Origin of the sequence: Bradyrhizobium sp. WSM2254 (genome assembly GCF_000472645.1) — a bacterium.
GTDB classification, from domain to species: domain Bacteria; phylum Pseudomonadota; class Alphaproteobacteria; order Rhizobiales; family Xanthobacteraceae; genus Bradyrhizobium; species Bradyrhizobium niftali.
In genome coordinates this window covers 153081-166083 of sequence record NZ_AXAB01000002.1, presented here as the reverse complement: position 1 = coordinate 166083, position 13003 = coordinate 153081, and the positions used below count along the sequence as shown (strand labels likewise).

The following is a 13003-nucleotide window of genomic DNA, read 5'->3' as shown; positions in this document are numbered from 1 at the left end:
CTGCGACGAGAGAGGGGACCGCACCATGACGCGCGAATTGTTCTGGCTGACACTGACGGTGATCCTGACCGGGATCCTCTGGATCCCCTACACCATCAACCGCTGCCAGGTTCGAGGTCTCAGTGGCGCGCTGGCCAATCCCTCGCGCGGCGACAAGCCGCAGTCGGAATGGGCGAACCGGCTGATGTTCGCGCATGATAACGCCGTCGAGAACCTCGTGCTGTTCGCACCGCTGGTGCTGATCCTGAACGCCATCGACTATTCCACGAAATGGACCGTGCTCGCCTGCGCCGTCTATTTCTGGTCGCGCGTTGCACATCTGATCGTCTACGCCATGGGAATCCCGGTGTTCCGCACCCTGGCCTTCACCGTCGGCTTCCTCGCCCAGGCCGTGCTGGCGCTGGCGATCTTCAAGGTGTTTTGAAACAGCAGCGTCGAGGGTCGCTGGACGCTGCTGCAATCCAAAGATATCCTCGCACGGTAACAACCGAAGCGGGGGAATCCCGATGCGGATCCTTTTGCCAGTCGTCGCGGTGCTCGCGCTCGCCGGATTATGTCGCGAGGCCGGCGCGCAGGCGCCATGCCCTGAATTGCGAAGCCTGCGCAGCGAGGCTGTCGAAGCCTCAAAACCGACGACGCGCGCCTTGATGTCGGATCGCTGCGACACCTACATCCGGGCCTCGCGCGCCTGGAGCGCCGTGGTCGATTATGCGAACGACCATCGGGACGTCTGCGAAATCTCCGACCGCTTGCTCGGCGACCTCGAGACGTATCGCCGCGAGGCCGTGGCGGCCCGCAAGAATGTTTGCGCCGGCCGCCCTGTTCGACCGTTTCCAGCCGACATTGTTTTGCAGTGAGTGGCGGCGCGTTGCGCCAGGCCCCGGCTCTGCAGCGCATCACTCCGAAGAAGCGTTGCGCTGCGTCCGGGGCACGAGGCTGCCCTACTCCTGCGGTAGCCCCAGCATCAGCCGCATGTTCTGCACGGCCGCACCCGAGGCGCCCTTGCCGAGATTGTCGAGCCGCGCGACCAGCACCGCCTGGTGATATTTGTCGCTGGCGAAGACGTGGAGTTCGAGCATGTTGGTCTCGTTGAGCGCCTCCGGCTCGAGCTTGCCGCCCTTGGTCGCCTCGTTCTGGAGCGGCATCACCGAGACGTATTTCGAGCCGGCGTAGCGTTTTGCCAGCGCAGCCTGGAGATCGGCACCGCTGGGCTTGCCCGGCAGCGCGTCGAGCTGGAGCGGCACCGAGACCAGCATGCCCTGCCGGTAGTTGGCGACCGAGGGAATGAAGATCGGCCGCCGCGTCAGGTTCGAATAGAGCTGCATCTCCGGTAGATGCTTGTGCTCGAAGCCGAGGCCGTAGAGCTCGAAGGACGGCGCGCTGCCGTCTTCAAAGCTCGCGATCATCGACTTGCCGCCGCCGGAATAACCACTCACCGCGTTGATGGTGACGGGATAATCGGGCGGCAACAGGCCGGCATCGACCATCGGCCGCAGCAGCGCGATCGCACCGGTCGGGTAGCAGCCGGGATTGGAAACCTTCTTCGCGGCCTTGATCTTGCCGGCCTGGTCCGGCGTCAGCTCCGGAAAGCCGTAGGCCCAATCGGGCGCGACCCGGTACGCGGTGGAAGCATCCAGCACCTTCGGCGCCGCAGCGCCCATGCTGTCGACCAGCGCCACTGTCTCCTTGGCGGCCTCGTCGGGCAGGCAGAGGATGACGAGATCGACCTCCTCCATCAGCGCCTTCTTCGCTGCGGGATCCTTGCGCTTGTCGTCGGCGATCGTCTTCACGGTGACGTCACTCTGGAGCTTCAGCCGCTCGTTGATGCCGAGCCCGGTGGTGCCGGAGCCGCCGTCGACGAAGACGGTGGCGGGCTTGGTCGCCGCGCCCGCCTTCGGGGCCTGTTTGGTCTCAGTAAGGCTCATGGCACGCTCCTTTCGAGCTTGTTGGTTTCGGCCGCGAAGGCCTCCGGCCTCACGTCCTGCATCAGTTGTGCAATCTCTCTGGCGTCGGCAGCGGGTTGCGCACCGAGCGCGTTGGCGATCGCGGTATAGTCGGCGTCCGATTTGTGCTGGTTGAGCTTGAAGCTGCCTTCGACCTCTTCAACCGTCATGACCAGACCCACGATTCCCTTCTTCAACGCTTCCAGCCGGCCTGCAGTCATCTTCGCCGATGTCCACGGCTTCTTCGGCAGCAACCAGTTCTCGAACTTGTCGCTGAGCGTGTCGATCTGCACCGCCAGCTCGTCGTCCGACAACAGCTTCACCGGCCCGCTCAGATGCACCGACTGGTAGAGCCAGGTCGGCACCTGATCCGGCGAGACGTACCAGTCGGGCGATACATAGGCATCGGGGCCGTTGACCGCGAGCAGCCAGGAGGTCGCGCCATCCGCAAGCTTTAGCAGCGGATTGTGACGGGCGACATGAAAGGCGGCCTGCGGCGTGCCGTCGGCGGCGTAGGTCAGGTAGAACGGCAGCGGCGAGGCGACCGGCTTGTGGCCGTCGAAGGCGCACATCGTGCCGAAGCCGCGCTCGCTTGCGAATTTCAGGCTCGCGGCGCGGTCCTGCTTGAAAAAGGGTGGCGTGTACATCGTGGTCTCCTGCTGGGCCTCCTCGGGGGGCCGCCGGATCAGATCGCGCTGACAGGAGAGAGAATGCCGCGGATCGGATCCAGCGGCAAAGACGATGATCTCAAACGCGATCGACCGCCCAAACCGCTAAAGAGCGGCGGCGGCGACGGGCGAACAGAATGGTCGCGGCGTTGATCATGGCGCGCGGCTATAAGGCCAGATCCGGTTCCCGTCAAGGTTCAGGCGTCAGATCACGCGCCAGATCCATTCCATGATCTTGGCGATCACGTCGCCGAAGAGCAGCAGCGCCGCCGACCAGACCAGCGCCGAGACGAAATTGGCGACCTGGAAGCTCCAATAGGGCATCTCGAAAATGCCGGCGGCGAGCGGCACGGAGGCGCGCAACGGGCCGAAGAACCGGCCGATGAAGATGCTGGGCACGCCCCAGCTGCGCACGAAGGCCTCGCCCTTGGGCAGGAGTTCCGGGTAACGCGAGAGCGGCCACATCTGCGCGACCTTCTCCTTGTAGCGGTAGCCGAACCAATAGGAGACCCAGTCGCCGAGCGCCGCGCCGATGCCGCCGGCAATCCACACCGGATAGAAGCTGATGCCGCTCACCCCGATGAGGGCGCCGATCGCCACCAGCGCGCCCCAGGCCGGGATCAGCAGCGAGATGAAGGCGAGCGACTCCCCGAACGCCAGCAGGAAGACGATCGGAGCCGCCCAAGCCTCGTGCGCGCGCACGAAGTCGACCAGTGCGTGCGCAAACTGCTCCATGCAAAAATAGCCTTCTCGCCCCGTCTCAAGGTCCTGCTCAGTGAAAAAGACTGGTAAGCCAGGGACTTGTGTGACATCAAGTCACAAAGTCCGGCTGAGCGTGGACCTCGCTGTCAAATTGCCGGCAACTGAGCGACCCGCGGCGTAAATTCGCCGGGATTAGCTCCCAACCCCGGCGCCGGCTGGCCCTGCGGTGACCTTTCCGGGCCAGCCGTGTCATAGTCGCCCGAACCGATTCGCCGCCAGCGCGGCCCTCAAAACGCATCAAGATTCATGTCCAAACAGTTGAAGCCCAAAGCAAAAGACGACTTTTTCGGTGGCGACGAGCCCAAGCCCCGCGCCGCCAAGGCGGCGCCACGCGCGGGCGGCGCGGAAGCCGACTACACCGCGGCGGACATCGAGGTACTTGAAGGCCTGGAACCGGTGCGGCGCCGGCCCGGCATGTATATCGGCGGAACCGACGAGAAGGCGCTGCATCACCTGTTCGCCGAAGTCATCGACAACTCGATGGACGAGGCGCTGGCCGGGCACGCGACCTTCATCGGCGTCGAACTCAGCGCGGACGGCTTTCTCACCGTCACCGACAACGGTCGCGGCATCCCGATCGATCCGCATCCGAAGTTTCCGAAGAAGTCGGCGCTCGAAGTCATCATGTGCACGCTGCATTCGGGCGGCAAGTTCGACAGCAAGGTCTACGAGACCTCGGGCGGCCTGCACGGCGTCGGCATCTCCGTGGTGAACGCCCTCTCCTCCCTTCTCGAGGTCGAGGTCGCGCGCAGCCAGAAACTCTACCGCATGACGTTCGAGCGCGGGCACCCCAAGGGCAAGCTCGAGGATCTCGGCAAGATCAACAACCGCCGCGGCACGCGCGTGCGCTTCAAGCCCGATACCGACATCTTCGGCGCCAAGGCCGCGTTCAAGCCGCAGCGCCTGTTCAAAATGACGCGGTCCAAGGCCTATCTGTTCGGCGGCGTCGAGATCCGCTGGAACTGCGCGCCCGAGCTGCTCAAGGGCGTCGAGGATGTGCCGGCGGAAGCGACGTTCCACTTCCCCGGTGGGTTGAAGGATTATCTCGCCGCCGCGATCCACGCCGACACGCTGGTGCATCCCGACATCTTCTCCGGCAAGTCGGGGCGCAACGGCGCGCATGGCGCCTGCGAATGGGCGGTCGCCTGGACCGCGGACGCCGACGGCTTCCTCTCGTCCTACACCAACACGGTGCCGACGCCCGATGGCGGCACGCATGAATCGGGCCTGCGCAGCGCGCTGCTGCGCGGCCTGAAGGATCACGCCGAGCGCGTCGGCCAGGGCAAGCGCGCCTCGTCCATTACGTCGGAAGACGTGATGGTGGGTGCGGCCGTGATGCTCTCGGTGTTCGTGCGCGAGCCTGAATTCCAGGGCCAGACCAAGGATCGCCTCGCCACGGCGGAAGCGCAGCGCATCGTCGAGCAGGCGATGAAGGATCCGTTCGACCACTGGCTCTCGGGCAATCCGAACCAGGCCAACAAGCTGCTCGACTTCGTGATCGACCGCGCCGAGGAGCGCCTGCGCCGCCGCCAGGAGAAGGAGACGGCGCGCAAGACCGCGGGCAAGAAACTCCGCCTGCCCGGCAAGCTCGCCGACTGCAGCGACGCCGGCACCGAAGGCTCAGAGCTCTTCATCGTCGAGGGCGACTCGGCCGGCGGCAGCGCCAAGCAGGCGCGCGATCGCAAGACCCAGGCCGTGCTGCCGCTGCGCGGCAAGATCCTCAACGTCGCCTCGGCCGGCAAGGACAAGCTGACGGCGAACGCCCAGCTCTCCGACCTCGTGCAGGCGATCGGCTGCGGCACGCTGGCGCAATATCGCGAAGAGGATCTGCGCTACCAGCGCATCATCATCATGACCGACGCCGACGTCGACGGCGCCCACATTGCTTCGCTGCTGATCACCTTCTTCTACCGGCAGATGCCGCGGCTGATCGACGAGGGCCATCTCTTCCTCGCGGTGCCGCCGCTCTACAAGCTCACCAACGGCTCGAAGTCGGTCTACGCCCGCGACGACGCGCACAAGGAGGCGCTGATCAAGAGCGAGTTCAACGCCAACGCCAAGGTCGAGGTGAACCGCTTCAAAGGCCTCGGCGAGATGATGCCGGCGCAGCTCAAGGAGACCACCATGGACCCGGCCAAGCGGACCATGCTGAAGGTGGTCCTGCTGGCTGACGACCGCGACACCACGGCGGATTCGGTGGAGCGCCTGATGGGAACCAAGGCCGAGGCGCGCTTCGCGTTCATCTCGGACAAGGCCGAGTTTGCCAACGAGGATCTGCTGGACGTCTGACCTCGCGCGCTCCCGTCAAAAAGCCCCGGCTCAAGTCCGGGGCTTTTTCATTGGTGGAGACGATACCGCCCTGTCCCGGCGATGTGCCACGCCGCAGCGACTCGCCGCACGCATCCCGCGACTCGGCCAGCGACTCACAGGGGCCAGGGCTGAGGCAGGACTGCCTCCATTTCGGACAAAGCTGCGCTCACTAACGAAACCTTACCCGAACCGAAGATTTGCAAATTCACGTAACACTCTGAAAAAGCATATCTTTTTGTAATTCCGACATCCTCGCCCCCAGGCCTGGCCGATGGGCGTTTTCCGGCGAGTGTGCCTGCCCGGCAACAGCATTTCGGCGAGAACCGGCTATAGTCCGGGCATCAGACGACACGAACTCCAGTGCGCTCGCGCCTGCTACAGACCAAGGTTGGGGATTTTATCATGAAGAAGATTTTGCTGGCTCTGACCGCAGTTGCGGCGATGACCGGTTCGGCCTCGGCGGCTGACCTTGCGGCCCGCCCCTACGTGAAGGCCCCGGTGGCGGCGCCCGTCGCCAACTGGACCGGCTTCTACATCTTCGGTGGTGGCGGCGGTGGCCTCTCGAACGCTGACCAGAGCGTCGTTGATACGGTAACCGGCACGCCGTTGACGATCACGCAGCGCCAAGGTGGCTCGGGCTGGTTCGGCACCGTCGGTCTCGGCTACGACTGGCAGTTCAACAGCACCTGGGTCGCCGGTGTGTTCGCTGACGGTCAGTTCGGCAGCATCCGCGCCACCATCCAGGATCCGATTTTCGGCATCACCGGCAACCAGAAGCTGGAAGACTCCTGGGCCGCAGGCGTTCGCCTCGGCTGGCTGGTCGCCCCGAACGTTCTCTCCTACGTCAATGGCGGTTACTCCGGCGCTCACTTCGGCCAGACCAACTTCACGAACCTCGCAGGCGTGCCCGTCGGCGTTCATCTCGCCAGCTACAACCGCAACGGCTGGTTCGTCGGTGGCGGCGTCGAGAACAGCCTGAATATCTTCGGCATCACCTCGCCCGGCTGGTTCATGAAGACCGAGTATCGCTCGGCCTTCTACAATGCCAAGACGCAGACCGAGCTGCTCGACGCCGGCAACGTTCCGCTGGTCAACAGCATCCGCGCCAACAGCTGGAACCAGACGATCTCGACCTCGCTGGTCTACCGCTTCAACTGGACCGGTCCGGTCGTCGCGAAGTACTGATCCGAACGCAAGTTCAGACGTCGAAGCCCCGGCATCGTCCGGGGCTTTTTCGTTGCGCGAGGCTCTCGAGCTCTAGCGGCCGCTACTTGCCTTGAGCGTCCGGTACGCCTCCCCGAGCTGATTCTCGATCCTCGTCCAGTCGGCATCGGTGATCGCCTCACCCCGTGCATCGCGAAACGCCATGGCTTCCGCCCGGGCGATGCCGAACCGTCTGATGCCGGGATCATCGGCGGCCCTGCCGTAGGTCAGCGCGGCCACGCGCGCGATGGTGAGGCCATAGTCGCGCGGAGCCACCGCTTCGCGGCGCGCCTGCCACCAGTCAAGTTCGAGGCGGGCGGCCTCCTCGACGTCGAATGCCACAGGCGCGGCCGGCCCAAAGTTGCGGAAGTACGCCACGAGGGCCGGCAGGGCCGCATCGGCCTCCAGGCGCGACCGCGTCGGCTGGAACGTCCTGGCGGCCTCGGCCGCGCTGAACGCGACATGCAGGCTTTGAAGCGGAGAAAAGCCGAACTGCGTCCGCGTCGATTCGTAGAGATGGTAGAACAGCGCGCCATAGCGCTTGTCGTAATAGTCGCGCCACATCGCGGTCTCCAGCCGCGCCATTTCGGCCGGATCGAACGCCCGCAGATCCGCATGACGCGGAATGACGGCATAGGCCGCAACCAGCGCGGCCGCAGCCGCAGTCCCCAGGATCACCTTGCGCGCGAACATGCGTCCTCTCCCGGCAGTCTTGCATCCACGACCATTGTATCCGGACCGAAGCTACGGCTAGTCTGGCCGGAAGTTTTCGTGGCCGCGGCAAACGTTCATGCCCGTGGGCCGCGACGAAGCAGGCCAACGGGGAGGAACGCATGCGCAGATTTCTGCTGATCGCAGGCCTGTTTGTCCTCGCCGTCGGGCTGCTCTGGATCGGACAGGGCACGGGCACGGTTCCCTGGCCGCGATCGAGCTTCATGGTCAACCAGCTGCAATGGGCCGGCTATGGCGCAGCCATGGCCGGCTTCGGGCTGGTCCTGATCTGGCAAAGCAACCAATAGAAAAAAACAGGAAGTGAAAGCATGACAACCAGCCGGTTCGATCTGCGCGGCAAGGTCGCGATCGTCACAGGAGGCAATGGCGGCATCGGGCTCGGCCTTGCGCACGGGCTCGCCGATGCCGGCGCCAATATCGCCGTGGTCGGACGCAACGAAACCAAGTCGGCCGCTGCAATTGCCGATCTCGGACAGCGCGGCGTGAAGGCGATCGCCGTCACCACCGACGTGACCGACAAGGCGGCGGTCGCAGCCATGATCGACCGCGTCGTCAAGGAGTTCGGCCGCATCGACATCCTCATCAACAATGCCGGCATGAGCATCCGCAAGCCGCCGCACGAGCTCGAGCTCGACGAGTGGAACAAGGTGATCGACACCAACCTCACCAGCGCCTTCGTGTGCTCGAAGCTGGCCTATCCGGCGCTGAAGGCGTCCGGCAACGGCAAGGTGATCAACATCGGCTCGATGATGTCGATCTTCGGCGCCAGCTTCGCAACGGCCTACGCGGCGAGCAAGGGCGGCATCGTGCAGTACACGCGCGCCTGCGCCAATGCCTGGGCGCCCGACAACATCCAGGTCAACGCCATCCTGCCCGGCTGGATCGACACCGACCTGACCCGCGGCGCGCGGCAGCAGGTGTCGGGACTGCACGAGCGCGTGCTGGCGCGCACGCCTGCGGGGCGCTGGGGCGACATCGACGACTTCGCCGGCGTCGCGGTGTTCCTGGCCTCGCCCGCCTCGAACTTCGTCACGGGCACCGCGATCCCCGTCGACGGCGGATTCTCGGTGATGGCCTGAGACGCGCGCTCGCTGCACGCAAAAAAGAAGCCCCGGCGATGCCGGGGCTTTGAATTTGTCGGTGATCGTCTTTTTTTGCTGCTTGGTCGTTCGTTGCTCAGTAGCGCGCGATGACCGGCGCGTCGAACTTGTAGCTCGCGCGCACGACGGCCCACTGGATGTCGCGCGGCTTGGCATCGAAGGTGTAGTTGCCCGAGGTGCCGCCGAGCTGATAGGTCTGGCTGCTGAAGGCCGCATAGTTGTATTCGAGGCCGACGATCCAGTTGCGGGTGACGCCGTATTCCCAGCCGGCACCGACCGTCCAGCCGTTGTGCCAATGGGTCTGACCGCCGGAGCCCGTGGACGGGTTCGCAACATTGTCGACAACCGAGAGACGGTTGTTCACGCCGGCATAGCCGCCCTTGAAGTAGAACAGGTTGTTCTGCACGGCAAAGCCCGCACGACCGACGACGGTCGCGAGCACGTTGGCGCGCCAGCTGAATTGATCGTCGAGGCCGACACCAAACACGGTGTTCGTGAACGAGCCCTTGTTGTCGAGGCCGGAGATCGTGCCTTCCATGCCGAACACGTAGTTGTTGGCCTGCCAGTTGTAGCCGATCTGGGCGCCGCCCATGACGCCCGAGTTGCGCTGACGGAAGCCTTGGCCGGGCGAAAGATCCGCGAACGGCGCACCGTTCCCGGTGTTGATGAACTGCTCGTTGGTCCATGCGCCACCGACGTGGCCGCCGACATAGAAACCGGTCCAGTTGAACAGCGGCTCGGCATAGGCCGGCGCCTTCGTGTAACGCGCACCGAGATCGGCGGCGGACGCCGCGCCGGTCGAAACCAGAGCGGTCGTGCAGGCGAAGGCGGCAATCAATTTATTACGCATGGTACACCCCGTGTCCTTTGATGGGCGCAAGCTCACACGCAGGTCTTACTCAAATTTGAATCAACAGAGTTAAGATGCCGGATTGGCAGGTTGCGGTCCGTGAATCCGTTTGCGCTGTTGCACGCCCGCAACGCGCCGCGCGCGATTTAACACGACGTTATCCCTACCGAATTGCAGCGCTACGATGCCGGCGCGGCCTTCGACTGCACGTGCTCGGGCCGCACGCCGAGCGCGAGCAGGCGCGCCGGAATGCCCTGGAGCCATGGCAGCGCGGTGATCAGGCGCACGATCAGCGGCACCTTCAGCGGCCGGTCGCCGCCCTGCAGCGCGCCGCTGATGATGCTGTTCTGCACGGTCACCTGCATGGCTTGCGTCATCTTCACCGGGAACTCGCGCCGGCGGCGCACGGCGTCGAGCTCATCCTCGGACGGGCAGCCGTGCTGAAGCTTGTCCGCGAGCAGGTTGGCGGTCGCGACCGCATCCTGCACGGCGAGATTGACGCCGACGCCGCCGACCGGCGACATCGCATGCGCGGCGTCGCCGATGAGAAGCAGGCCCGGCCGCGTCCAGCGCGCCAGGCGGGTGATCGCGACGGTGAGCAGCTTGACGTCGTCGAAGCTCTTCACGTCGGCAATGCCGCTTCTGAGGATCGGCGCCATCCGCACGACGTCGTCGAGCAGCGCCTGCAATCCCCTCGCCTTCACCGCATCGTGCTGCCCCTTGGCGATGACATAGGCGCATTGCCAGTAGTCGCCGCGGTCGAAGGTGATCATCATCTTGCCGGGCTCGACGCGCGCGAACACATTTTCCGTCTCGTCCGCCTTGCGGCCGGCGCGGAACCACAGCACGTCCATCGGTGCGCCGATTTCCTGGACCTCGAAACCGGCGCGCTCGCGCACCGTCGAATGCCGGCCGTCGCAGGCAATGGTGAGATCCGCCTCGATGTCGATCGGTCCCTCCGGCGTCGTCGCCCGCACGCCGGCGATCGTCTCGCCGCGGCGGATCAGGTCGACGGCTTCCGTGTTCATCATCACCTTGAGCGAGGTGAAGCGCTTGCCGGCATCGCGCAGGAAGTTCAGGAAATCCCATTGCGGCATGAAGGCGATGAACGGGTACTTCGTGTGCAGCCGGCTCAGATCGGCGATCCGCACCGGCGTACCGCCAAACAGGCCGTCCATCTTCTGCAAGCGCTGATGCGGCAGCTTCAGGAAGCCATCGATCAGGCCGAGTTCGTCCATCACCTGGAGCGTCGAGGGATGCACTGTGTCGCCGCGAAAGTCGCGAAAGAAGTCCGCATGCTTCTCCAGCACCACGACGTCGATGCCGGCGCGCCCGAGGAGATAGCCGAGCATCATGCCGGCGGGTCCGCCGCCGACGATGCAACACCGGACTTTCACGGAGGAACCCTGCGGTGGGTGCGATGAATCTGGTTCCACGGCAGAAACCCCGTTTACGACTTAAGTTTTCTGTGCGGTGCAGCAAGCAGGTTTAATTTGCCGCAGCTGTGAATGCCCGTTAGCGTTGCAGCGAATTTCGATTTCTTTCAGGAAATTGCAGTGCGGACGATCCTTATACTGCTCGGCGTCTGGATCCTGATCAACGTGCTTTTCGTCGTGATCATGATCCCGCCACGGAAGTCGCATCCGCGGCCAACCGGCGCGCTTGCGCCGGTGCCGATCGACCAGAACGGCTATCCATTTGAGGAGCAGGAGAAGCTCCTGCTTCGCCACGTCATCATCTCGATCGCGTTGGGCGCGTTCTTCTCGCTGGCTCCGCCCTTGATCGAAGCCGTCGAGTCCATCAAGCGTCGCATCAGGAAGCGCCGCGCGTAGCGGCGCCGCCCGCTCGACACCTCAGTTGTTGCTGCGGTTCGCCGCGCGAAAACTCTTGATCTCCGACACGCTGCCGTCGCGATAGGTCAGCTCCACCGAGACGAACTGCGTGGCCGGAGCAAGCTTCATGTAGAGCGGCATGCCTGCGGTGATCGCGCTGGGGTCGCGCATGTCGCACCCCGGCATCTTCAGCACCTGGTTTGGTACCGCGGTGTCGATGCCGATGCGCACCTCGCGGATGGCGCAGCGGTAGGACACGAGGTGCGTGTAGTAGACGAGCAGCCCGTTGAACTCGCGGAATGACAGCCAGCTCGTCGCGGTCATGTCCAGGATCTTGCGCTGGTCGCGGATCAGCGCAGCCTCCGGATCGAACCGGATCGGGAACGGGCCCTGCATGTCGCCGGACTGATCGACATAGCGGACCTCGATGGTGCCGGCCTGCGCATCCGGCGGCAATTCGATCGACGGGTTCGGCATCCGCTTGCGCGTGCGCGGATCGAGCGTGTCGATGAATCCGGTCTCGCGGAAATCGCCATTGCCGGCCATGCGCCAGGAAATGCCGAGCGTCGGATCGGCGAAGGAGAACACCACGCTCCATCCGCCATTGTGGCGCGAGAAGCTCGCGATCGGTGCATTGGTGGTTTCCTCCTTCGGCACGCGCGGCACCGAGACCGGCGGCAGGGCCGCAAGCTGCTGCGGCGGCGGATCGGCCGGGCGCGCAGCCGCGTCTTTCGCGACGCTGCTCAGGAAGACGTCGTCGACCATCTGGTCGAAATAGACCGGCACCTGCCTGTGCTTGACGGTGTCGGCCATTTCGCTGACGAGACGGCGGGTACGCTGCGCCACCTGCACGAGGTTCTCGCCGGGTTGCAGCAGCTCCTTGGCGAAGGTGCGCGTGAACACCGAATTGGGATTGGCGTCGTCGTTGGAGAGACGATCGAGCGCGGTCTGGCGGGGACCGGCCGAGAACACGGAGAATACGCCTTCGGGCAGCTGCGTCATCGGCGCGAGCCCGCCGGCGCCGGCGACCGCGCGGGTCCCCTTGCGTTCGAACGGATTGTTGCGGCAGGCATCGAACACCAAAATCGAGGTCCGCGCTTTCTTGTTCTGAAGGCGCTCGACGATGCGGTCCGCCAGGATGGAAGCGTCGCGTACCAGCTCTTCCTGCCCTTCCGTCGCGGCCGGCACGTCGGTCGGCAGCAGATAGTTCTGGCCCGCGATCTCGAAACCGTGGCCGGCATAGAAGAAGAACGCGGTGTCGCCGGGCTCGATCGACCGGTCAAACGCGAGCAGCGTCTCGGAGAATTGCTGGCGGCTCTGGTTCTCCGCGACCATCACCGAGAAGCCGAGCTGCTTCAGCGTGTCGCCCATGGTGCGGGCGTCGTTGACCGCCTTGAGCAGTTTCGGGACGTTCCTGTAGTCGTTGTTGCCGACGACGAGCGCGACGCGCTTCTCGGCGTGGGCGGGAAGCGCGAAGCCGCCCAGGCTCGCCGCGAGGCCAAGGGTCGCCAGAATTCTGAAAAGCCGACGCGTCATCGAAAAATTCCCGTTGCAGGACGGCTTACCGCCGGCGCCCCTCGTACAGTCCATTGGCGACCTTCAA

14 protein-coding genes are annotated in these 13003 nt (G+C 64.7%); 7 read left to right on the top strand and 7 right to left on the bottom strand.

Translation table 11 applies throughout. The annotated features are described in order from the left end of the window. The first annotated feature begins 25 nt into the window (after positions 1–25). A complete protein-coding gene (locus tag A3M7_RS0103235) occupies positions 26–424 on the top strand; it encodes an MAPEG family protein (protein WP_027542632.1) in 399 nt (132 codons plus the stop codon). An 82-nt stretch (positions 425–506) separates the two neighbouring features. Continuing rightward, on the top strand, positions 507–857 hold the full coding sequence (locus A3M7_RS0103230; RefSeq protein WP_027542631.1) for a hypothetical protein: 351 nt from the start codon (positions 507–509) through the stop codon (positions 855–857). A gap of 84 nt (positions 858–941) precedes the next feature. On the opposite strand, the gene argC is transcribed toward A3M7_RS0103230, so the two are convergent. The 3 genes from argC to A3M7_RS0103215 all read right to left on the bottom strand — a co-directional run bounded on the left by argC (position 942) and on the right by A3M7_RS0103215 (position 3346). Further along, positions 942–1925 (bottom strand): N-acetyl-gamma-glutamyl-phosphate reductase, encoded by a 984-nt coding sequence (gene argC / locus A3M7_RS0103225; RefSeq protein WP_027542630.1) that lies wholly within the window; start codon positions 1923–1925, stop codon positions 942–944. Further along, positions 1922–2590: an FMN-binding negative transcriptional regulator gene (locus tag A3M7_RS0103220; RefSeq protein ID WP_027542629.1), complete on the bottom strand. Its 669-nt coding sequence runs from the start codon at positions 2588–2590 to the stop codon at positions 1922–1924. The genes argC and A3M7_RS0103220 overlap by 4 nt, the downstream gene beginning before the upstream one ends. Positions 2591–2815: 225 nt before the next feature. Continuing rightward, positions 2816–3346, bottom strand: coding sequence for a DedA family protein (locus A3M7_RS0103215; protein ID WP_027542628.1), 531 nt, complete (start codon positions 3344–3346; stop codon positions 2816–2818). 273 nt (positions 3347–3619) lie between these two features. Between A3M7_RS0103215 and parE the strand changes: the two genes are divergently transcribed. Beyond that, positions 3620–5662 carry a DNA topoisomerase IV subunit B gene (gene parE / locus A3M7_RS0103210; RefSeq protein ID WP_027542627.1) on the top strand — a complete coding sequence of 681 codons (2043 nt, stop codon included), beginning with the start codon at positions 3620–3622 and terminating at the stop codon, positions 5660–5662. A gap of 423 nt (positions 5663–6085) precedes the next feature. Then, on the top strand, positions 6086–6868 hold the full coding sequence (locus A3M7_RS0103205; protein WP_027542626.1) for an outer membrane protein: 783 nt from the start codon (positions 6086–6088) through the stop codon (positions 6866–6868). A 72-nt stretch (positions 6869–6940) separates the two neighbouring features. On the opposite strand, the gene A3M7_RS43680 is transcribed toward A3M7_RS0103205, so the two are convergent. Beyond that, positions 6941–7579 (bottom strand): hypothetical protein, encoded by a 639-nt coding sequence (locus tag A3M7_RS43680; protein WP_049823186.1) that lies wholly within the window; start codon positions 7577–7579, stop codon positions 6941–6943. A 140-nt stretch (positions 7580–7719) separates the two neighbouring features. Between A3M7_RS43680 and A3M7_RS0103195 the strand changes: the two genes are divergently transcribed. Next, the gene (locus A3M7_RS0103195) at positions 7720–7905 is read left to right on the top strand and encodes a hypothetical protein (protein ID WP_027542625.1); all 186 of its coding nucleotides are present in this window, start codon (positions 7720–7722) and stop codon (positions 7903–7905) included. 21 nt (positions 7906–7926) lie between these two features. Then, positions 7927–8697, top strand: a complete 771-nt coding sequence (locus tag A3M7_RS0103190; protein WP_027542624.1) for an SDR family NAD(P)-dependent oxidoreductase — start codon at positions 7927–7929, stop codon at positions 8695–8697. Between the two features lie 97 nt (positions 8698–8794). Here the strand turns inward: A3M7_RS0103190 and A3M7_RS0103185 are convergent, their stop codons facing one another. Then, a complete protein-coding gene (locus A3M7_RS0103185; RefSeq protein ID WP_027542623.1) occupies positions 8795–9568 on the bottom strand; it encodes an outer membrane protein in 774 nt (257 codons plus the stop codon). A gap of 179 nt (positions 9569–9747) precedes the next feature. Then, the gene (locus tag A3M7_RS0103180; protein WP_084301548.1) at positions 9748–11004 is read right to left on the bottom strand and encodes an FAD-dependent oxidoreductase; all 1257 of its coding nucleotides are present in this window, start codon (positions 11002–11004) and stop codon (positions 9748–9750) included. A gap of 120 nt (positions 11005–11124) precedes the next feature. Between A3M7_RS0103180 and A3M7_RS0103175 the strand changes: the two genes are divergently transcribed. Then, the gene (locus tag A3M7_RS0103175) at positions 11125–11400 is read left to right on the top strand and encodes a hypothetical protein (protein WP_027542621.1); all 276 of its coding nucleotides are present in this window, start codon (positions 11125–11127) and stop codon (positions 11398–11400) included. Between the two features lie 21 nt (positions 11401–11421). Here the strand turns inward: A3M7_RS0103175 and A3M7_RS0103170 are convergent, their stop codons facing one another. Beyond that, positions 11422–12936: a caspase family protein gene (locus tag A3M7_RS0103170; RefSeq protein ID WP_027542620.1), complete on the bottom strand. Its 1515-nt coding sequence runs from the start codon at positions 12934–12936 to the stop codon at positions 11422–11424. Positions 12937–13003: the final 67 nt, after the last annotated feature.

What these genes read in the sequence shown, in the direction of transcription:
- argC (WP_027542630.1), bottom strand. Translation starts at nt 1,925, where the DNA reads ATGAGCCTTACTGAGACCAAACAGGCCCCGAAGGCGGGCGCGGCGACC.
- A3M7_RS0103230 (WP_027542631.1), top strand. Translation starts at nt 507, where the DNA reads ATGCGGATCCTTTTGCCAGTCGTCGCGGTGCTCGCGCTCGCCGGATTA.
- A3M7_RS0103185 (WP_027542623.1), bottom strand. Translation starts at nt 9,568, where the DNA reads ATGCGTAATAAATTGATTGCCGCCTTCGCCTGCACGACCGCTCTGGTT.
- A3M7_RS0103170 (WP_027542620.1), bottom strand. Translation starts at nt 12,936, where the DNA reads ATGACGCGTCGGCTTTTCAGAATTCTGGCGACCCTTGGCCTCGCGGCG.
- A3M7_RS0103190 (WP_027542624.1), top strand. Translation starts at nt 7,927, where the DNA reads ATGACAACCAGCCGGTTCGATCTGCGCGGCAAGGTCGCGATCGTCACA.
- A3M7_RS0103235 (WP_027542632.1), top strand. Translation starts at nt 26, where the DNA reads ATGACGCGCGAATTGTTCTGGCTGACACTGACGGTGATCCTGACCGGG.
- A3M7_RS0103215 (WP_027542628.1), bottom strand. Translation starts at nt 3,346, where the DNA reads ATGGAGCAGTTTGCGCACGCACTGGTCGACTTCGTGCGCGCGCACGAG.
- A3M7_RS0103195 (WP_027542625.1), top strand. Translation starts at nt 7,720, where the DNA reads ATGCGCAGATTTCTGCTGATCGCAGGCCTGTTTGTCCTCGCCGTCGGG.
- A3M7_RS43680 (WP_049823186.1), bottom strand. Translation starts at nt 7,579, where the DNA reads ATGTTCGCGCGCAAGGTGATCCTGGGGACTGCGGCTGCGGCCGCGCTG.
- parE (WP_027542627.1), top strand. Translation starts at nt 3,620, where the DNA reads ATGTCCAAACAGTTGAAGCCCAAAGCAAAAGACGACTTTTTCGGTGGC.
- A3M7_RS0103220 (WP_027542629.1), bottom strand. Translation starts at nt 2,590, where the DNA reads ATGTACACGCCACCCTTTTTCAAGCAGGACCGCGCCGCGAGCCTGAAA.
- A3M7_RS0103205 (WP_027542626.1), top strand. Translation starts at nt 6,086, where the DNA reads ATGAAGAAGATTTTGCTGGCTCTGACCGCAGTTGCGGCGATGACCGGT.